Below are 19,083 nucleotides of genomic sequence, written 5' to 3'. Positions count from 1 at the left end.
GCCCCATGAGCCGCTATGTTCGCCCCATGATCTGGGGGAGACGTACGACGGGGTCCGTGCTCGCGCTCGCGCTGTCGGGAGGTCTGCTCGCGCTCCTGCCCGCCGGGCTCTCGGCTGCCTCGGGGGAGCCGGCCGATCCTGTCGTGGGGGCGACCGGGGTGTCCCAGGCGGCGGCGACCCAGGCAGCGGACGAGCGGGCGCACCGGGCCGTGGCGTCGCTGCCGGGGGGCGGCAGGAAGATCTTCTCGCGCAACCGCTTCCTGGTCGCCTACTACGGCACGGCCGGCACCGGCGTCCTCGGGGTGCTGGGGGAGACGGAGCCCGACACCGCGCACCGGCGCCTGGTGCGCGCCGCCCGCCCGTTCAAGCTCAAGGGCGAGCGGGTGCAGCCCGTCTACGAGCTGATCGTGACGGTGGCCGACGCGGTCCCCGGCTCCGACGGCGACTACAACCACGACATCCCCCACGAGCGGGTCCAGACCTACATCGACGCCGCCGAGCGGAACAAGGCGCTGCTCGTCCTCGACATCCAGCCCGGACAGGCCGACTTCCTCACGGTGGCGAAGCGGTGGCAGTGGGCGCTCGAGCACCCCTGGGTCGGTCTCGCGCTCGACCCCGAGTGGCGGATGGAGGCGGGACAGGTGCCCGGCCAGGTCATCGGCTCGGTCCGCGCCAAGGAGGTCAACGAGGTCTCCGCCTGGCTCGACACCCTCGCGGCCGAGAACGGGCTGCCGCAGAAGGTCTTCATGCTCCACCAGTTCCGCGACTCGATGGTCTCGCGGATCAAGAAGGTCCGGGACCGCCCCCACCTGGCCCTCGTGCAGCACATCGACGGGTTCGGCACCCCGGCGCAGAAGCTGGCGACCTACCGCGCGGTGGCCCGGCCCCAGCAGTTCCAGATGGGCTTCAAGCTCTTCTACGACGAGGACGTGCCGCGGATGAAGGCGCGCGCCGTCCGCCGGATCCGTCCCGAGGTCCGGTTCGTCAGCTTCCAGTAGGAGTACGGTGCCCGGATGAGCACGGCGCGACTGCGCGGCACCGACCTGAGCGGGACGGTCCACCCCGTCCTGCGCGACCACCACGTGCACCTCGGGCTGCTCGAGCCCTCCGGCCTGGAGCCGGGGGCGATCGGCGCCGTGGTCGACCTGGGCTGGTCCCCGCAGATCGTCGCCCTGGCCCGGGCCTGCCCGGTGCGGGTGCACCACGCGGGCCAGTTCCTCGCCGCGCCCGACGGCTACCCCAGCGACCGGCCCTGGGCGCCCCGGGGCAGCGTCCGCGTCGTGGCCCACCCCCGCGAGGCCGGGGCCGCGGTCGCGGAGCAGCGGGCGCTGGGCGCCAGTGTGCTCAAGGTGACGCTCAACCGGCTCGCCGGGCCCGTGCTCGACCTGGCCACCTGCGAGGCGGTGGTGGCGGCGGCGGGTGAGACGCCGGTGGTCGCCCACGTCGAGGGTCCCGGGATGGTCGAGCTGGCCCTGGCGGCTGGGATCGACGTGCTGGCGCACACCCCGTGGACCGAGCTGCTGGACCCCGCCGTGGTCGAGGAGTGCGTGGCGGCCGACATGGCCTGGATCAGCACCCTCGACATCCACGGGCGCGGGAGCCCCACCGCGGAGCAGCGCACCGCGTGCGCCAACCTGGCGGCCTTCCACGCCGCGGGTGGACGGGTCCTCTACGGCACCGACCTCGGCAACGGACCGCTTCCGGTGGGCCTCAACCTGCGCGAGGTGGCGCTGCTGCGCGAGGTCGGCCTCGACGACGAGGCGCTGCTCGCCGCCCTGACCGACGGGTGGCCCGGCCCCCTCGGTCGCGACCTGGTCACCTTCCTCCCAGGCTCCCCGGGCGACGACCTCCTCACCCGGCTGCCGGGGGCGCTCGCCGTACCCTCCTCGGAGACCGAGTCGCTCTGACGCCCGTCCCCAGGAGCCCCGCCGTGCCCGACCTCGACCCGCGCCCGCGGGACGCCGCCGACCCCCTCGCCGCGCTCCGGTCCCGCTTCGTGGGGGCCGGGTCCCCGCTGGTCTACTTCGACGGCAACTCCCTCGGGCGACCCCTGGAGGCGACCGCCGACCGCCTGGCCGCCTTCGTCCGCGAGGAGTGGGGTGGCCGCCTCATCCGGGGCTGGGACGAGGGCTGGCTGGCGCTCCCCACCGAGCTGGGGGACCGCCTCGGCAGGGTCGTGCTCGGTGCGGCGCCGGGGCAGATCGCGGTGGGCGACTCCACGACCGTCTGGCTCTACAAGCTGCTCCGCGCCGCCGTGGACGCCCAGCTGCGCCGTGACCCGGCCCGCACCGAGATCGTGGTGGACAGCGACAACTTTCCCACCGACCGCTACGTAGCCGAGGGGATCGCTGCCGAGCGCGGCTGCACGGTGCGCTGGGTCGAGGTCGACCCCTCCGCCGGGGTCACCGCCGAGCTGCTCGGGGCGGCGTTGGGGGAGCGGACCAACACGGTGGTCCTCAGTCACGTGGCCTACCGCTCCGCGCACCTGGCTGACGTCGAGCAGCTGACGCGCCGGGTCCACGCCGTCGGCGCCTTGGTGCTCGTCGACCTCTGCCACTCGGCGGGGGCGGTGCCGGTGGAGCTCGACGCCTGGCAGGTGGACCTGGCCGTGGGGTGCACCTACAAGTACCTCGACGGGGGGCCGGGGTCGCCGGCCTTCGGCTACGTCGCAGCTCGCCACCACGGCGCGCTCCGCCAGCCGATCCAGGGGTGGATGGGTCACGCCGACCCGTTCGCGATGGGACCGGGCTACCGCCCGGCCGAGGGGATCCGCGGCTTCGTCTCCGGCACCCCGCCCATCCTCGGGATGCTGGCGGTCCAGGACATGGTCGACCTGCTCGAGGAGACCGGGATCGAGGCGGTCCGGCGCAAGTCGGTGGCCCTGACCGAGTACGCCGTGGCGCTGGCCGACGCGTGGCTGGACCCGCTCGGCGTCCGGCTGGGCTCGCCCCGCGACCCCGGACAGCGCGGCGGGCACGTCACGCTGCTGCACCCCGCCATGCGCGAGGTCACGGCACGGCTGTGGCAGCAGGACGTGCTCCCCGACTACCGCGACCCCGATGGGCTGCGGATCGGGCTCTCCCCGCTCTCCACCAGCTTCGAGGAGGTCCACCGCGGGATCGCCGAGGTGCGCTCCCTCCTGGGCTGAACCCGTTTGCGGGACTGCCGCGCCGACCGCTTGGATGGGGCGATGATCCGCTTCCCCGCCCCGCTCCGCCCCGGTGACCGCATCGGCGTCACCAGTCCCTCCAGCGGGGTGCCGACCCCGTTGCGCCCGCGCCTGGATGTCGCGCTCGGCTGGCTCCGCGACCGCGGCTACGAGGTCGAGGTGGGGGCCTGCCTGGACGGGGACGCCGGTCACGTGAGCGCCCGGGTGGAGAGGCGCGCCGACGAGCTCAACCGGATGCTGCTTGACCCGGCGATCAGGGCGATCGTGCCGCCGTGGGGCGGCGAGACCGCGATCGACCTCGTCGACCGGCTCGACTGGACCGCGCTCGCCGACGCCGAGCCGACCTGGGTGGTCGGCTTCAGCGACATCTCCACCCTCCTGGTGCCGCTCACCACCCGCCTCGGCTGGGCGACCCTGCACGGGTCGAACCTGATGGACACCCCCTACGAGCCGCCGGCCGGGCTCGCGCACTGGACCGCGCTGGCCTCGGCCACCGGCCCGGTGACCCAGCGGGCGTCCGGGATCTACCGGACCGCCGGCTTCGACGACTGGGAGGCCGACCCCACGCCCACGGCGTACCAGCTCGACGGGGCCGGGACCTGGGAGGTCGTCGGCGGGGGCGGGCTCGACGTCACCGGGCGCTTGATCGGCGGCTGCATCGAGACCGTCGCCAACCTGGCCGGGACGCCGTACGGCGACGTGGCCGACTTCGCCCGGCAGCACGCCGACGAGGGACTGGTCGTCTACGTCGAGGCCTCCGACGACCCGGCGCTGGAGATCTGCCGCAACCTGCACGGGCTGCGCCTCGCCGGCTGGTTCGACCACGCCAACGCGATCCTGGTCGGGCGGACCGGGGCGCCGGCCTCCGGCGACTTCACCCAGCGTGACGCCGTCCTCGATGCCCTGGGCGGGCTCGACCTGCCGATCGTGCTCGACGTGGAGTGCGGCCACGTGCCGCCGTACCTCCCGCTGGTCAACGGGGCGCTCGCCCACGTCACCCTGGCGGGGGAGCAGCGCGAGATCACCCAGGAGCTGGCCTGAGGCCTCGCCGTCGGTCTCGGCCGTCGGGTCGTGCCTAGCGGCGGGCGTCCCGCGGGTCGCTCCCGTCGCTGAGCGGCTGGGCGACGAGCTCGCGTCGCCGCCACTTCCGCTCGGCCACCTCCACCAGCGCGGTGAGGGTGGCCAGGCGGCCGCCGACGAGCTCCTGGGCGCGGGAGCTCCCGTAGTCGCGCCCGGCCCGGTTGTTGGCCTCGTCGACATCGGAGTCCGCGGGGTCGGCCGACCCGTGCTCCTGCGCGTCGCCGACCGCGCGGGCGAGGGGCTCGCCGTGGCGGGCGGCCAGGTAGGCCTGCCAGCTGAAGTGGCGGACGGCGTTCTGCCGGCGCCACCCGGCCCCCCGGGTGGCGAGGAGGAAGGCGAGCAGGGAGGCCACCACCACGTCGAGGGCGGCCGCGGGACCCGCTCCCGCGGAGCGGGCCGTCCGCCAGAGCCGCGGCACCCCGGTGGCGAGGAGTCGCAGGGCGTTGCGGAGCTGGGGCAGCGGCATGCGCCGAGTCTGGCAGAGTGGCTCCGGTGGACCAGCGCCTCAGCTTCGTCACCCTCGCCGTCGCCGATGTCTCGGCGAGCCGGCGCTTCTACGCCGACGGGCTCGGCTGGGAGGCCGCCGTCGACGTGCCGGGGGAGGTGGTGATGTTCACGGTGGCCGACAAGGTCGTCCTCTCCCTGTGGGCCGCCGCCGCCTTCGAGGCGGAGACCGGGTCGAGACCGGCCACCGGGGTGGTGCCCCCGATCACGCTGGCGCACAACGTGGCGACCCGGGCCGGGGTGGACCGGGTGCTGGAGCAGGCGAGGGCCGCCGGCGCGTCGCTGGTGGCCGAGGCCCAGGAGCGGGAGTGGGGTGGCTACTCCGGCTACTTCGCCGACCCCGACGGGTTCCGCTGGGAGGTCGCGTTCAACCCCGGGCCCCTCGGCCTCGCGGTCCTCCCCTGACGGCTGCGGCCATATCCTGGGACGCGCGTACCAAATAGTGGGACGCGTGGCAGACTGGCTTGACGCCGGTCGCCGGCGACGGAGACGGTGGTGCCATGCGCACCGAGAACCTTCTTGTACGCACGCGACGCGTGGACTGAGTCTGACCCCTCAGCACACGCGTCACCCCTCGTCGCCGACAATCGGCCGAGGGGTTTTTTGTTTGGCCGAACCGGCAGTGCCAGCGCAGTGAGGAAGAGAATTCGATGAGTGAGCAGGACGGCAGGATCACCGGGGCGCAGAGCCTCGTGCGTTCGCTGGAGAACGCGGGTGTCACCGACATCTTCGGGATCCCGGGCGGCGCGATCCTCCCCGCCTACGACCCGTTGATGGACTCCACCCGGATCAGGCACATCCTGGTGCGCCACGAGCAGGGCGCCGGGCACGCCGCCCAGGGGTACGCCGCCGCCACCGGGCGCGTGGGCGTCTGCATGGCCACCTCCGGCCCGGGTGCCACCAACCTGGTCACCCCGATCGCCGACGCCCACATGGACTCGGTGCCGATGGTGGCGATCACCGGGCAGGTGGGCGCGTCGATGATCGGGACCGACGCCTTCCAGGAGGCCGACATCCGCGGCATCACGATGCCGATCACCAAGCACAACTTCCTGGTCACCGACCCCGCCGAGATCCCGCGGACCGTGGCCGAGGCGTTCCACATCGCCTCCACCGGGCGGCCCGGCCCGGTGCTGGTCGACGTGGCCAAGTCCGCGCTGCAGGCGATGACCGACTTCGTGTGGCCCACCGAGCTCCACCTGCCCGGCTACCGCCCCATCACCCGACCGCACAGCAAGCAGATCCGCGAGGCCGCCCGGTTGATCCTGGCGGCCAGCCGCCCGGTCCTCTACGTGGGCGGGGGCGTGATCCGCTCCGGCGCCCACCGGGAGCTGCGGCGCCTGGCCGAGTTCACCGGGATCCCGGTGGTCACCACCCTGATGGCCCGGGGGGCGTTCCCCGACAGCCACGCGCAGCACCTGGGCATGCCCGGGATGCACGGCACGGTCGCCGCGGTGGCCGGCCTCCAGCGCTCGGACCTGATCATCTCGCTCGGCGCCCGCTTCGACGACCGGGTGACCGGCAACCTCGACTCGTTCGCGCCGAACGCCCTGGTCGTGCACGCCGACATCGACCCGGCGGAGATCGGCAAGAACCGGCACGCCGACGTGCCCATCGTCGGGGACGCCAAGGAGGTCCTGGTCGACCTGCTGGCGCTGCTGCAGGCCGAGGCCGACGCGGGCACCACCGGCGACTACGAGCAGTGGGTCGACTTCCTGATCGGGGTGAAGAGGCGCTACCCGCTCGGCTACGACCGGCCGAGCGACGGCAGCCTCGCCCCGCAGTACGTGATCGAGCGGCTGGGCGCGATCGCCGGGCCGGAGGCGATCTACGCCTCCGGCGTCGGGCAGCACCAGATGTGGGCGGCCCAGTTCGTCTCCTACGAGAACCCCAACACCTGGATCAACTCCGGTGGCCTGGGCACGATGGGCTACTCGGTCCCGGCCGCGATGGGGGCCAAGGTCGGCATGCCCGACTCCACCGTCTGGGCTATCGACGGTGACGGCTGCTTCCAGATGACCAACCAGGAGCTGGCCACCTGCGCGATCAACGACATCCCGATCAAGGTCGCGGTGATCAACAACGAGTCGCTCGGGATGGTGCGCCAGTGGCAGACCCTCTTCTACAACGAGCGCTACTCCAACACCGATCTGCACTCCAAGCGGATCCCCGACTTCGTCAAGCTCGCCGAGGCCTACGGCTGCGTCGGCCTGGCGTGCGAGAGCGAGTCGGAGGTCGACGCGACGATCGAGAAGGCGATGGCGATCGACGACCGCCCCGTGGTGGTCGACTTCCGGGTCAACCGCGACGCCATGGTCTGGCCGATGGTCGCCTCCGGCACCAGCAACGACGACATCAAGTACGCCCGGGACATGGCTCCCCAGTTCGACGAGGATGACCTGTGAGCACGCACACCCTGTCCGTCCTGGTGGAGAACAAGCCCGGCGTGCTGACGCGCGTCGCCGGCCTCTTCAGCCGCCGCGGCTTCAACATCGACAGCCTCGCGGTGGGTCCCACCGAGCACCCCGAGATCTCCCGGATGACCATCGTGGTCAGCGTCGAGGGCCTGCCGCTCGAGCAGGTGACCAAGCAGCTCAACAAGCTGGTCGAGGTCATCAAGATCGTCGAGCTCGAGGGGCGCGCCTCGGTCCGCCGCGAGCTGCTCCTGGTCAAGGTCAAGGCCGACGCGGAGACCCGCGGCCAGGTGCTCGACGCCGTCCAGCTCTTCAAGGCCAAGGTCGTCGACGTCGCTCCCGACGCGGTGACCATCGAGGTCACCGGCAACTCCGAGAAGCTCGCCGACTTCCTCAGGATCATCGAGCCCTTCGGGATCCGCGAGCTGGTGCAGTCCGGCCTGGTCGCGATCGGCCGAGGCCCACGCTCCATCACCGAGCGCTCCTCGCGCCCGGCCACCGTCCCGGTCCCCGTCGCGAGCGTCGGCTGACCCGCAGCACCCGCTGTCCACCCCGTTCCAACGAATCACACCCCCCCAAAGGAGAGCCCCTGTGGCTGAGATGTTCTACGACGACGACGCCGACCTGTCCCTGATCCAGGGCAAGAACGTCGCGGTGATCGGCTACGGAAGCCAGGGCCACGCCCACGCGCTCAACCTGCGCGACTCGGGCGTCGACGTCCGCGTCGGCCTGCCCGAGGGGTCGAAGAGCCGAGCGAAGGCTGAGGACGAGGGCCTGCGGGTGCTGACTCCCGCCGAGGCCGTCGAGGAGGCCGACGTCATCGTCGTGCTCACCCCCGACCAGGTCCAGCGCCACGTCTACAAGGAGGCGATCGAGCCCAACCTCACCGCCGGCGACACCCTGGTCTTCGGCCACGGCTTCAACATCCGCTTCGGCTACATCACCCCGCCCGAGGGCGTCGACGTCGTGCTGGTCGCCCCCAAGGCCCCCGGCCACACGGTGCGCCGCGAGTACGTCGCCGGCCGCGGCATCCCGGACATCATCGCCGTCGAGCAGGACGCCTCGGGCACCGCCTGGGACCTGGCGAAGTCCTACGCCAAGGCCATCGGCGGCACCCGCGCCGGGGTCATCAAGACCACCTTCACCGAGGAGACCGAGACCGACCTCTTCGGCGAGCAGGCCGTGCTCTGCGGCGGCGTCTCCCACCTGGTGCAGGCGGGCTTCGAGACCCTCACCGAGGCGGGCTACCAGCCGGAGATCGCGTACTTCGAGGTGCTCCACGAGCTCAAGCTGATCGTCGACCTCATGTGGGAGGGCGGCATCGCCAAGCAGCGCTGGTCGATCTCCGACACCGCCGAGTACGGCGACTACGTCTCCGGGCCGCGGGTGATCACCCCGGCGGTCAAGGAGAGCATGAAGGCGATCCTGGCCGACATCCAGGACGGCAGCTTCGCCCAGCGCTTCATCGACGACCAGGACAACGGCGGCGTCGAGTTCCTCAAGCTCCGCGAGGAGGAGGCCGGGCACTCGATCGAGGCGACCGGCAAGCTGCTGCGCTCGCACTTCTCCTGGAAGCAGGAGGACAGCGACTACACCGAGGGCTCCGCCGCTCGCTGACCGCGGACCGCTCGGCACGAACGCAAGGGCCCGACCCGCCGTGACACCGGCGGGTCGGGCCCTGCTGCTGCTCGGCGGACCTGGCTCCTGCGCCGGGGTCACTTGACCTCGGCCCGCTGCACCCGCCACACCCCGAAGGCCAGCGGGACCACCAGCCACAGCAGGGCGGCGGTGCCGAGCTGTGCCCACTGCTCGCCGGTCGGTGCCCCGTCGTAGAGCGCCATGCTCGCGTAGTAGAGGTCGATCCAGGGCTGCGCGTCGGCGAACCACTCCTGGACCGTGCCGAGGGCGAAGAGGACGTTGGGGAGCGCCAGGGACCACACGAAGTACCCCACCAGGGCGGCTGCCGAGCTGCGCAGCACGACCCCGAGGGTGAACCCCATGAGCAGACCGATGACGTTGGCCGCGATGATCTGGAGCAGCTCGGTGACGCCGACGTCCCAGGTGGTCGGGGCGCCCGAGATCGCGGTGCCGACGACGTTGCCCACCGCGCCGACGCCGAGCGCGACGAGCATGGAGGCCACCCCCACGCCGACCGCCACGACGGCCTTGGCGAGCAGCACCCGGCCTCTCCTGGGGACCAGGGTGAACGTCGTCAGCGCGCTGCGCTGCGACCACTCCCCGGTCACTGCGAGGATCGCCATCACCGGCAGCATCACCGTCATCGGCATGCCGATGGCCGAGCCGTAGCTCTCGAAGGTCTGCGCCTCCTCCGGTGCGAAGAGGATCACCGCGCCGGTGGCCACCAGTGCCAGCAGGCCGGTGGCGGTGAGCAGCCAGAAGCCGGAGCGGGTGTCGAACATCTTGGTCAGCTCCACCCAGAGGATCCTCGACATCGGGATCGACGGGTGGGGCGAGTGGGTCGTGGGCGTGGCGCGGGGGGCGCCGGTGGCCTGGCCCCCGTGGGGCGTCGGGGTCGAGTGGTCGGTCAGGGTGCTCATGCTGCTGCTCCTGTGGTGGGGGCGACGACCTGGTCGCGTTGGGTCTCTGCGGTGAGCTGGAGGAACATCTCCTCCAGCCCGTGGCTGTCGGCGGTGCGCAGCTCCAGCAGGGGGACCCCTGCGGCGAGCGCGGCCTGGCCCACCTCCTCGGCACCGGCCTCGCAGGTCACCCGGCCGTCCGGCGCGACCGCGCAGGTCAGTCCGTCGGCCGCCAGCGCGGACCGGAGCGCCTCGGTGTCGCGTGCCCGGACCACGGTGCCGGCGGACTCCAGCAGCTGGGCCTTGCTGCCGCGGGCCACGATGCGCCCGTTGCCGATGACCACCAGGTCGTCGGCGATGACCTCGATCTCGTGGAGCAGGTGGGAGGAGAGGAGCACGGTGCCCCCGTCGTCGGCGTAGTCGCGCAGCAGGTCGCGCATCCAGCGGATGCCGGCCGGGTCCAGCCCGTTGGCCGGCTCGTCGAGGATCAGCACGCCGGGGGAGCCGATCAGGGCCAGTCCGATGCCGAGCCGCTGGCGCATGCCGAGCGAGTAGTGACGCACGCGGCGCTCGGCCTCGGTGGGGGTCAGCCCCACCACCTCGAGCATCTCCTCCACCCGGGTCCGGGGCAGTCCCATGGTCCGCTGGGCGATGGCGAGGATCTCGCGGCCGGTCCGGCCGGCGTGCTGTGCCGAGGCGTCGAGCAGCACGCCCACCTCGCGTCCGGGGTTGGGGAGGTCGACGAACCGGCGGCCGTTGACCAGCGCGGTCCCGTGGGTGGGCGGCGTGAGCCCGGTCATCATCCGCATGGTGGTGGACTTGCCGGCCCCGTTGGGTCCGAGGAAGCCGGTGACGCGCCCGGGGGCGGCCGTGAAGGTGACGTCGTCGACGGCCAGCTGGGCGCCGTACCTCTTGGTGAGGGAGTCGAGGGTGATCATGGGTCCCACCCTCCGGGCGGTGGAGGGCGCGGCGCATCGGTGAGACCCCTGAGCGTCCCCCCGGGCCACCCCCGACGGGAACAGGACCGGGGGGCCGGGGGTTGGCCCCGTCATGCGCATCGAGATCTGGAGCGACGTCGTCTGTCCGTGGTGCTACATCGGGAAGCGACGCCTGGAGACGGCCCTCGCCTCCTTCGACCACGCCGACGAGGTGGAGGTGGTGTGGCGCTCCTACCAGCTCGACCCCGCCGCACCCCGCGAGGGCGGTGAGCTGGCGATCGACTCCCTCGCCCGCAAGTACGGCCAGAGCCCCGAGGGTGCCCGGCAGATGATGGACCAGGTCGAGGCCGTGGCGGCCCAGGAGGGCCTCGTCTTCCGGCTGGGGGAGACGCCGCACGTCAACACCGTGGACGCGCACCGGGTCATCCACCTGGCGCTGGCCGAGGGTGGGCCCGCGCTGCAGGGTGCGGTCAAGGAGGCGCTGCTCGCGGCCTACTTCACCCAGGCGCGCCACGTGGGCGACCACGACGTGCTCCGCGACGTGGCGGTGGCCGCCGGTCTGCCGGCCGAGCGCGTGGCCGCTCTGCTGGCCTCCGACGAGCTCACCGCCGAGGTCCGGGCCGACGTCGAGCAGGCCCGGCGCTACGGCGCCACCGGCGTCCCCTTCTTCGTCGTCGACGGCAGGTACGGCGTCTCCGGGGCGCAGCCCGCCGACACGCTGATCCGGCTGCTCGACCAGGCCTGGCGTGAGTCGCACGCTGCACCGGTGCTCGTCGACGGCGGGGACGGGCCCGTCTGCGGACCGGACGGGTGCCCCGTCTGAGGCGTCCCACGGACAGTGCCGGAGAGCCCCCGAAGGCTGCCCGGCGAGGCTCCGCGGAGGTCCCCCGGAGGGCCTCGGACGCTCAGGTCCGCGGTGGGGGCACTGGGTTAGGCTGCCTCCGGCACAGCGTCGTGCACCGCGGCCCCAGGTCGCCCCGTCCCTCCTCCGCAAGGACCCGCTGTGACCCACCGACCCGTCGTCCTGATCGCCGAAGAGCTGAGCCCGGCCACCGTCGCCGAGCTCGGCCCGGACTTCGAGATCCGCAGCTGCTGCGGTGACGACCGGGCCCGGCTGCTGGCGGAGGTCCGGGCGGCCGACGCGCTGCTGGTCCGCTCCGCGACCCGGGTCGACGCGGAGCTGCTGGACGCGGCGGTCCGGCTCAAGGTGGTGGCGCGCGCGGGCGCGGGGCTCGACAACGTCGACGTGCGCGCCGCGACCCAGCACGGGGTGATGGTGGTCAACGCCCCGACCTCCAACATCGTCAGCGCGGCCGAGCTCGCCGTGGCGCTGATGCTGGCCGCGGCCCGTCACGTCAGCCAGGCGCACGCCGCCCTGCGGCGCGGGGAGTGGGAGCGGTCGAGGTTCACCGGGACCGAGCTCTTCGAGAAGACGCTGGGCATCGTGGGCCTGGGCCGGATCGGGGTGCTGGTGGCCCAGCGGCTGAGCGCCTTCGGCATGCGGGTCATCGCCTACGACCCCTATGTCCAGGCGGGCCGAGCCGCGCAGATGGGGGTGCGGCTGGTCGACCTCGACACCCTGCTCGCCGACTCCGACTTCATGTCGGTGCACCTGCCCAAGACCCCGGAGACCGTGGGCCTGATCGGGGCCGGCGAGCTGGCCCGGGCCAAGCCGGGCCTGGTGCTGGTCAACGCCGCGCGCGGAGGTGTCGTCGACGAGACCGCGCTCCACGACGCGCTCAAGACCGGCGTGATCGCGGCGGCCGGCCTCGACGTGTTCACCGTGGAGCCGAGCACCGGCTCGCCGCTGCTCGAGCTGGACAACGTGGTGGCGACCCCGCACCTCGGCGCCTCCACCCTCGAGGCCCAGGAGAAGGCGGGGATCTCGGTCGCCCGGTCGGTGCGCCTCGCGCTCGCCGGCGAGCTGGTCCCCGACGCGGTCAACGTCCAGGGTGGGGTGATCGCCGAGGACGTCCGCCCCGGCATCCCCCTGACCGAGAAGCTGGGGCGGGTCTTCACCGCCCTGGCCGGCGAGGTGGCGCAGCAGATCGACGTGGAGGTGCGCGGCGAGATCACGGAGTACGACGTCCGGGTGCTCGAGCTGGCCGCGCTCAAGGGGGCCTTCTCCGACATCGTCGAGGAGCAGGTCTCCTACGTGAACGCACCCCTGCTGGCCGCGGAGCGGGGCACGGAGGTGCGGCTCGTGGTCGAGCCGGAGAGTCCCGACCACCGCAGCCTGGTCACGGTGCGCGGCACGCTCGCCAACGGCTCGCAGGTCTCCGTCGCCGGCACCCTGGTCGGGATCGGGCAGCGGGAGCGGCTGGTGGAGGTGAACGGCTTCGCCGTCGATCTCGAGCCCACCGACCACCTGGCGTTCTTCGTCTACGAGGACCGCCCCGGCATGGTCGGGACGGTCGGCGGCATCCTGGGGGACGCCGGCGTCAACATCGCCGGCATGCAGGTCGCCCGGCGCGACAAGGGAGGCAGCGCCCTGGTCGCGCTCTCGGTCGACTCCGCGATCCCCGTCGAGGTGCTGGCCGAGATCAAGGCCGCCATCGACGCCCACTCGGTCCGCGCGGTCGACCTGGTCTGACACCGCCCTCTGGGAGGATGGGCCGGTGAACCGCCCCCGCAGCATCCTGTCCGCGCCCCGGCCCCCCAGGGTCGACCTGGCGGTGCTCGGACCGCTGGAACAGCTGAGGGCCGGCAGGCTCGGCCGCCGCGTGGTGCAGCTGGCGGTGGGGCTGGTGCTCTACGGCGCCTCGCTGGCGCTGATGGTGCGCGGTGCGCTCGGCCTGGCGCCGTGGGACGTGCTCCACTCCGGCCTGGTCCGCTACGTCCCGCTGACACTGGGGCAGATGGTGGTCGCGGTGAGCTTCCTCGTGCTCCTGCTCTGGATCCCCCTGCGGGAGCAGCCCGGCGTCGGCACCGTCGCCAACGCGTTCGTCGTGGGGCTGGCCGCAGACGCCACCTTGTCGGTGCTGGTCGAGCCCGAGGCGCCGGCCGCGCGGGTCGCCCTGATGGCGCTCGGGGTGCTGCTCAACGCGCTGGCCACCGCCCTCTACATCGGCGCCCAGCTCGGCCGCGGGCCGCGGGACGGGCTGATGACCGGCCTGGCCCGCCGGACGGGGGCCTCGATCCGGTTGGTGCGGACGGGGCTCGAGGTCGCGGTCGTGCTGGTCGGCGTGACGCTCGGCGGCGTCCTCGGGCTCGGGACGGTGCTCTACGCGCTGGGGATCGGACCGCTGACCCAGCTGGTGCTGCCCTGGGTCACGGTGCGGCTGCCGGACGCGCGGCCCGGCACCGGCTCAGCGTCGGGTGGCGATCAGCGCTGAGGCGTCCGGGGCGATCATGACCTCGACGGCGGTGAAGCGCTCGTCGGTGAGCCACTGCTCGCGCAGCGTGTCGACCCGGCCCAGGTAGATCGGCGGCCAGGACTCGCACGGGGTGAAGTCGTCCAGCACGACCAGGCCACCGGGCTCGACCAGGTCGGCCACCGCGTCGACCCGCACGCTCTCGGGGTCGCCGGAGTCGAGGAAGAGGAGCGAGAAGGGCCCCTTGCTGCTGAGCGTCGACCAGTCCGCCTGGAAGACCTCCACGGAGGGGTCGTCGGTGAAGATCGTGGCGGCCGCGGCGGCCAGCGAAGGGTTGAGCTCCGCGGTCAGGATGCGGGCATCGGTGCGCACGCCGGAGCGCAGCCAGGCGGTGCCCACCCCGCAGCCGGTGCCGAACTCGGCCATCACCCCGCCGCGGGTGGCGGCGAGGGTGGCCAGCAGGCGCCCGGTCTCGTTGCGGCAGAACGAGACGTATCCCGCCTTGCGGGAGACGTCGAAGGCACGCGCGACGATCTCGGGGAGTTCCGGGGGAGCGCTCATGATCCGAGTCTCTCATCCTGGGAAAGTCGTCTCGCAAATTGGACAGGTGGCGGAACGTGCTTCCGGCCGCCGGCGACGCGGCGTACTCTCGTCGCCATCATGCGGAGCGTCTTCGTACTCATCGACTGCCGCGGCGAGGCCTGACAGAGGGCCACCTCGCCGCGGTGTTCGGCGTTGACGTGGCCCTCGACCAGCAGCCCACCTGCGTCGCGGCGCTCCGCTTCTCCGGCCGACGTGATCCGCTCTCGGCGATGCCGACGGCTCCTCCTCCCACGTGATCCGTGGTCGAGCTCGGGACCCGTCCGCCGCGGCGCAGGGGTGCTGCCCCTCAGCACCCACCCCTGACCGTCCCGATCACCGAGGAGCACGCCATGTACGACATGTACCCGTCCGACTGGGGCCCGGCCCGTCACGACCCCGACAGCCCGCAGAGCCGCGAGGCCCTGCAGACCGCGCTTGACCTGCGAGACAACGGCGGCCAGCGCCCGGACGACAACTAACCTCACGCCATGACCCAGACCCCTGCAGACACACCGGTCACTCTCGCCGTCATCCCCGGCGACGGAATCGGTCCGGAGGTCACCGCCGAGGCACTCAAGGTGCTCGACGCGGTCTCCCCGGGAGCCTTCGCCACCACCCGCTACGACCTCGGCGCGGAGCGTTACCTCGCGACCGGCGAGGTGCTGCCCGACTCCGTCCTGGCCGAGATCCGCGAGCAGGACGCGATCCTGCTCGGCGCGGTCGGCGGCAAGCCCAACGACCCGGGCCTGCCTCCGGGGCTGCTGGAGCGTGGCCTGCTGCTGCGCCTGCGCTTCGAGCTCGACCACTACGTCAACCTGCGGCCCTCCCGGATCTTCCCGGGGGTCTCCTCGCCGCTGGCGGCGCCGGGCGAGGTCGACTTCGTGGTCGTGCGGGAGGGGACCGAGGGTCCCTACACGGGCAACGGCGGCGCCCTGCGCGTAGGCACCCCCGCCGAGGTGGCGACCGAGGTCAGCGTCAACACGGCGTTCGGCGTGGAGCGCGTGCTGCGCGACGCCTTCGCCCGGGCGCAGAGGCGGCCCCGCAAGAAGCTCACCCTGCTCCACAAGACCAACGTCCTCGTCCACGCCGGCTCGGTCTGGTGGCGCCTCTTCGAGGAGGTGGGCGCGGAGTTCCCCGACGTCACCCGGGACTACATGCACATCGACGCGGCGATGATCTTCATGACCACCGACCCGTCGCGCTTCGACGTGATCGTCACCGACAACCTCTTCGGCGACATCGTCACCGACCTCGCCGCCGCCATCACCGGCGGCATCGGTCTCGCGGCCTCGGGCAACGTGAACCCCGACCGGACCGCTCCGTCGATGTTCGAGCCCGTGCACGGCTCCGCGCCCGACATCGCCGGACAGCAGAAGGCCGACCCCACCGCGGCCATCCTCTCCGCCGCGCTGCTCCTGGACCACCTCGGTCACGCCGACGCGGCCGCCCGGGTGGAGAAGGCGGTCATCGACGACCTCACCGGTCGCTCCGCAGGTCAGGTACGCCGCACGTCGGAGGTGGGCGACGCGATCGCCGCCCGCCTGTGACGTGGCCCTCGCGCGGCATCCACCGGATGGCCGCAGAGACCCTTGCCGGGCAGCCGCGCCGACGGCTGCCCGGCCCGAGCAGATAGCCTGAGACCATGGAGATCAGCACCACCCTCTCGACCCGCCCCGTCGAGGACCAGCGGCTCTCGGAGGTGCTGGCGGACCCCGGGTTCGGCCAGCACTTCACCGACCACATGCTCACCGTGGAGTGGACGCCGGACCAGGGGTGGCACGACGCCCGGATCACCCCGTACGGACCGATCTCGCTCGACCCCGCGACGGCCGTCCTGCACTACGCGCAGGAGATCTTCGAGGGCATGAAGGCCTACCGCCACGACGACGGCAGCATCTGGACCTTCCGCCCGGAGGAGAACGCCAAGCGGATGGTGCGCTCCTCCCGGCGACTGGCGCTGCCGGAGCTGCCTCCGGCCGACTTCGTGCAGGCCGTCGACGCGCTGGTCGCCACCGACCAGCGCTGGGTGCCCGACAGCGACGGCGAGAAGAGCCTCTACCTGCGGCCGTTCATGTTCGCCTCGGAGAAGTTCCTCGGCGTCCGGCCCTCCCAGCACGTGACCTTCATGGTCATCGCCAGCCCCGCCGGCTCCTACTTCAAGGGCGGGATCAGGCCGGTGAGCCTCTGGCTCACCGAGGAGTACACCCGCGCCGCGCGCGGCGGCATGGGTGCTGCCAAGACGGGGGGCAACTACGCCTCGTCCCTGGTCGCCCAGCAGGAGGCGAGCCGGCACGACTGCGACCAGGTGGTCTTCCTCGACGCCCAGGAGCAGCGGTACGTCGAGGAGCTCGGCGGGATGAACCTGTACTTCGTCCACGCCGACGGCCGCATCGTCACCCCGGAGACCGGCACCATCCTGGAGGGGATCACCCGCGACTCGGTGATCGAGCTGGCGGGCAAGATGGGCCACGAGGTCACCGAGCGCCGGTTCGGCATCGACGAGTGGCGCGACGGCGTGGCCTCGGGCGACATCGTGGAGATCTTCGCCTGCGGGACCGCCGCGGTGATCACGCCGGTCGGCGAGCTCCGCTCCGCGCAGGGCGCCGTCCCGGCGCCGGCGAGCACCGAGCTCACGATGCGCATCCGCCAGGCCCTGGTCGACGTGCAGGGCGGGCGGGCCGAGGACACCTTCGGCTGGATGCACCGGGTCTGCTGAGCCACGACCCGGTCGTCACCTCCCGGGCTCCGGGCAGCCCGCTGGGTACGCTCGTCGGGTGACCGCCTCCCGACAGCACGAGCCCGAGGGGCTCCGCGTCGGCGAGTACCAGCTCTTCACCCGGCTGGGCGAGGGCGGGATGGGCGTCGTGCACCTCGCGGCGCGTCCCGGTGGCCCGCGGGTGGCGCTGAAGGTGCTGCGCCCCCAGGTGGTCGGTGACGACGAGGCACGCGCCCGGCTCGCCCGGGAGGTCGACACGCTCTCGCGGATCCGGAGCCCCCGGGTGGCCGAGATCCTCGACGCCGACCCGTGGGCGCCCGTGCCCTTCGTGGTCACCCGCTACGTGCCCGGCCTCTCGCTGCAGGACCACGTCCAGCAGGAGGGCCCCGTGCCGGGCGCCGACCTGGTCCACCTGGCCGCCGGTCTGGCCGAGGCGCTGGAGGCGGTGCACCGGGTGGGGGTCCTGCACCGAGACGTGAAGCCCTCCAACGTGCTGATGGAGGGACGCAACCCCGTCCTCATCGACTTCGGTCTGGCGCGGCTCGCCGACGACCCGCGACTGACCCGGGTGGGCTGGCTGCTCGGTACCCCGGGATACCTGGCGCCCGAGATCCTCTTCGGCCACGACGCGGTCCCGGCCTCCGACGTGCACTCCTGGGGAGCGACGGTCGCCTACGCCGGCACCGGCCGTCGTCCCTTCGGCTCCGGACCGGACGTCGCGGTGATGGACCGGGTCCGGCGTGGTGAGCACGACCTGCGGGGGCTCTCGGGCCTGGTCCGCGAGGTGGTGCTCGCCGCCCTCGACCCGGAGCCGACCGCGCGTCCCACCGTGGGCGAGCTGCGGGAGTGGCTCGGCCGCGGGGAGGTGCCCTGGCGGCCGAGGTCTCGGCCGGAGCCGCTCGACGACCCGCCCACGGTGCCGCTGCCCCTGCCCGCCTCCGCCACCCGTCGACTGACGCAGCCGCCGTGGCGGCCGCGAGCGGAGCACGAGGAACACCTGGAGCAGTGGGACGAGCCCCGGGCGCAGTGGGACGAGCCCCGGGCGCAGTGGGACGAGCAGCCGCGGTGGGAGCCGGAGGACCGGTGGGACGAGGACCACCGGGAGTGGGACGACTGGCACGACGCCGACGCCGACGCCGGCCCGGAGCCGGCCCAGGTGCCCGGGGGGGCGACGCCGCTGCTGGAGCGCCTGCGCCGCGCGGTGCTGCTGCTCGGCGCCGCCACGGCGGGCGCCGCGGCGTTCGCCTGGGCGCCGTACCTGGCCGCCGTGGCGCTGGTGGTCCTGGTGTGGCTGCTCCGGACCGGGTCCCGGGCCGGGTCGGCGGCCCGGGACCGGCGGCTGGCGCGCGGCAGCCGGTGGTACGACGGGGTGATGACCACGCTGGCGAGCCCCTACCACCTGCTCGCCTCGGTGCCGGGGACCCTGATCCTCGCCGGCTGGGCGACGGGCGTCGGCCTTGCCATGGCCCTGCTCTGCTTCGCCTTCGCCACCGGCGAGACCGCCTCCCTCGGCCTGGTGGGCGCGGGCTTCGTGATGGGGCTGTGGCTCGGACCGGGGAGCGGCCGGGTCCGCCGACCGGTGCGACGGGTCGTCCGGCCGCTCGCGGCCCGTCCGGTCGCCTGGTTGGTCGCCGCGGCGGTAGTGCTGGCCGTCGCCTCCGGGTTCGTCTCGCTGGCACAGGCGGAGACCCACTGGGACCCGGCCTCGGACGCCCCGTGGCGCGCGGTCCCGCTCTCCGGACTCTGGTGAGGGCCGCCGTCAGTCCGTGGCACGATGGCGCGCATGCATGAGCAGGGGATCATTCGCTAGCGCGTCGGGAGACCTCGAC

The 19,083-nt window shown here is 73.1% G+C and carries 19 protein-coding genes; 15 read left to right on the top strand and 4 right to left on the bottom strand.

Going from position 1 to position 19,083, the window contains the following annotated elements; all coding sequences use genetic code 11:
• The first annotated feature begins 5 nt into the window (after positions 1 to 5).
• The 4 genes from AC3X7R_RS17280 to AC3X7R_RS17265 are packed head-to-tail and all read left to right on the top strand — an operon-like array spanning position 6 to position 4,210.
• Positions 6 to 998, top strand: a complete 993-nt coding sequence (locus tag AC3X7R_RS17280; RefSeq protein WP_489966916.1) for a hypothetical protein — start codon at positions 6 to 8, stop codon at positions 996 to 998.
• Positions 999 to 1,013: 15 nt separating this feature from the next.
• Complete coding sequence (locus AC3X7R_RS17275; protein ID WP_489966915.1) at positions 1,014 to 1,907, top strand: amidohydrolase family protein; 894 nt, start codon at positions 1,014 to 1,016, stop codon at positions 1,905 to 1,907.
• A 23-nt stretch (positions 1,908 to 1,930) separates the two neighbouring features.
• Positions 1,931 to 3,148, top strand: coding sequence for a kynureninase (locus AC3X7R_RS17270; RefSeq protein ID WP_489966914.1), 1,218 nt, complete (start codon positions 1,931 to 1,933; stop codon positions 3,146 to 3,148).
• A gap of 42 nt (positions 3,149 to 3,190) precedes the next feature.
• Complete coding sequence (locus tag AC3X7R_RS17265) at positions 3,191 to 4,210, top strand: S66 family peptidase (protein ID WP_489966913.1); 1,020 nt, start codon at positions 3,191 to 3,193, stop codon at positions 4,208 to 4,210.
• 34 nt (positions 4,211 to 4,244) lie between these two features.
• Here AC3X7R_RS17265 and AC3X7R_RS17260 read toward each other — a convergent pair whose 3' ends face one another.
• Positions 4,245 to 4,715: a DUF6973 domain-containing protein gene (locus AC3X7R_RS17260; RefSeq protein ID WP_489966912.1), complete on the bottom strand. Its 471-nt coding sequence runs from the start codon at positions 4,713 to 4,715 to the stop codon at positions 4,245 to 4,247.
• A gap of 26 nt (positions 4,716 to 4,741) precedes the next feature.
• Between AC3X7R_RS17260 and AC3X7R_RS17255 the strand changes: the two genes are divergently transcribed.
• From AC3X7R_RS17255 to ilvC, 4 genes are all read left to right on the top strand, one after another.
• Positions 4,742 to 5,158 carry a VOC family protein gene (locus AC3X7R_RS17255; protein ID WP_489966911.1) on the top strand — a complete coding sequence of 139 codons (417 nt, stop codon included), beginning with the start codon at positions 4,742 to 4,744 and terminating at the stop codon, positions 5,156 to 5,158.
• A 245-nt stretch (positions 5,159 to 5,403) separates the two neighbouring features.
• Positions 5,404 to 7,158 carry an acetolactate synthase large subunit gene (locus AC3X7R_RS17250; RefSeq protein WP_489966910.1) on the top strand — a complete coding sequence of 585 codons (1,755 nt, stop codon included), beginning with the start codon at positions 5,404 to 5,406 and terminating at the stop codon, positions 7,156 to 7,158.
• A complete protein-coding gene (gene ilvN / locus AC3X7R_RS17245) occupies positions 7,155 to 7,697 on the top strand; it encodes an acetolactate synthase small subunit (RefSeq protein ID WP_489966909.1) in 543 nt (180 codons plus the stop codon). The genes AC3X7R_RS17250 and ilvN overlap by 4 nt, the downstream gene beginning before the upstream one ends.
• Before the next feature lie 61 nt (positions 7,698 to 7,758).
• The gene (gene ilvC / locus AC3X7R_RS17240) at positions 7,759 to 8,784 is read left to right on the top strand and encodes a ketol-acid reductoisomerase (protein WP_489966908.1); all 1,026 of its coding nucleotides are present in this window, start codon (positions 7,759 to 7,761) and stop codon (positions 8,782 to 8,784) included.
• Between the two features lie 98 nt (positions 8,785 to 8,882).
• Here the strand turns inward: ilvC and AC3X7R_RS17235 are convergent, their stop codons facing one another.
• Positions 8,883 to 9,725, bottom strand: a complete 843-nt coding sequence (locus AC3X7R_RS17235; protein ID WP_489966907.1) for an ABC-2 transporter permease — start codon at positions 9,723 to 9,725, stop codon at positions 8,883 to 8,885.
• The gene (locus AC3X7R_RS17230; protein WP_489966906.1) at positions 9,722 to 10,642 is read right to left on the bottom strand and encodes an ABC transporter ATP-binding protein; all 921 of its coding nucleotides are present in this window, start codon (positions 10,640 to 10,642) and stop codon (positions 9,722 to 9,724) included. The genes AC3X7R_RS17235 and AC3X7R_RS17230 overlap by 4 nt, the downstream gene beginning before the upstream one ends.
• 112 nt (positions 10,643 to 10,754) lie before the next feature.
• Here AC3X7R_RS17230 and AC3X7R_RS17225 point away from each other — a divergent pair, with 112 nt between their 5' ends.
• The 3 genes from AC3X7R_RS17225 (at position 10,755) to yczE (ending at position 13,977) form a co-directional block, all read left to right on the top strand.
• Positions 10,755 to 11,465: a DsbA family oxidoreductase gene (locus tag AC3X7R_RS17225; RefSeq protein WP_489966905.1), complete on the top strand. Its 711-nt coding sequence runs from the start codon at positions 10,755 to 10,757 to the stop codon at positions 11,463 to 11,465.
• Between the two features lie 180 nt (positions 11,466 to 11,645).
• A complete protein-coding gene (gene serA / locus AC3X7R_RS17220; protein ID WP_489966904.1) occupies positions 11,646 to 13,235 on the top strand; it encodes a phosphoglycerate dehydrogenase in 1,590 nt (529 codons plus the stop codon).
• 25 nt (positions 13,236 to 13,260) lie between these two features.
• Positions 13,261 to 13,977, top strand: coding sequence for a membrane protein YczE (yczE, locus tag AC3X7R_RS17215; protein WP_489966903.1), 717 nt, complete (start codon positions 13,261 to 13,263; stop codon positions 13,975 to 13,977).
• Here the strand turns inward: yczE and AC3X7R_RS17210 are convergent.
• Positions 13,951 to 14,517, bottom strand: a complete 567-nt coding sequence (locus AC3X7R_RS17210) for an O-methyltransferase (protein WP_489966902.1) — start codon at positions 14,515 to 14,517, stop codon at positions 13,951 to 13,953. The genes yczE and AC3X7R_RS17210 overlap by 27 nt on opposite strands.
• A gap of 371 nt (positions 14,518 to 14,888) precedes the next feature.
• Between AC3X7R_RS17210 and AC3X7R_RS17205 the strand changes: the two genes are divergently transcribed.
• The 4 genes from AC3X7R_RS17205 to AC3X7R_RS17190 all read left to right on the top strand — a co-directional run bounded on the left by AC3X7R_RS17205 (position 14,889) and on the right by AC3X7R_RS17190 (position 19,004).
• Positions 14,889 to 15,017: a hypothetical protein gene (locus AC3X7R_RS17205; protein WP_489966901.1), complete on the top strand. Its 129-nt coding sequence runs from the start codon at positions 14,889 to 14,891 to the stop codon at positions 15,015 to 15,017.
• A 9-nt stretch (positions 15,018 to 15,026) separates the two neighbouring features.
• Positions 15,027 to 16,085 (top strand): 3-isopropylmalate dehydrogenase, encoded by a 1,059-nt coding sequence (locus AC3X7R_RS17200; protein WP_489966900.1) that lies wholly within the window; start codon positions 15,027 to 15,029, stop codon positions 16,083 to 16,085.
• Between the two features lie 95 nt (positions 16,086 to 16,180).
• Positions 16,181 to 17,254 (top strand): branched-chain amino acid aminotransferase, encoded by a 1,074-nt coding sequence (locus AC3X7R_RS17195; protein WP_489966899.1) that lies wholly within the window; start codon positions 16,181 to 16,183, stop codon positions 17,252 to 17,254.
• A gap of 58 nt (positions 17,255 to 17,312) precedes the next feature.
• The gene (locus AC3X7R_RS17190) at positions 17,313 to 19,004 is read left to right on the top strand and encodes a serine/threonine-protein kinase (RefSeq protein ID WP_489966898.1); all 1,692 of its coding nucleotides are present in this window, start codon (positions 17,313 to 17,315) and stop codon (positions 19,002 to 19,004) included.
• Positions 19,005 to 19,083 lie beyond the last annotated feature (79 nt).

The sequence above is a fragment of the Nocardioides sp. Z22_16 genome (genome assembly GCF_058134365.1).
The sequence above is the reverse complement of the archived record's forward strand: the minus strand, read 5'-3'. Positions and strand labels throughout refer to the sequence as shown.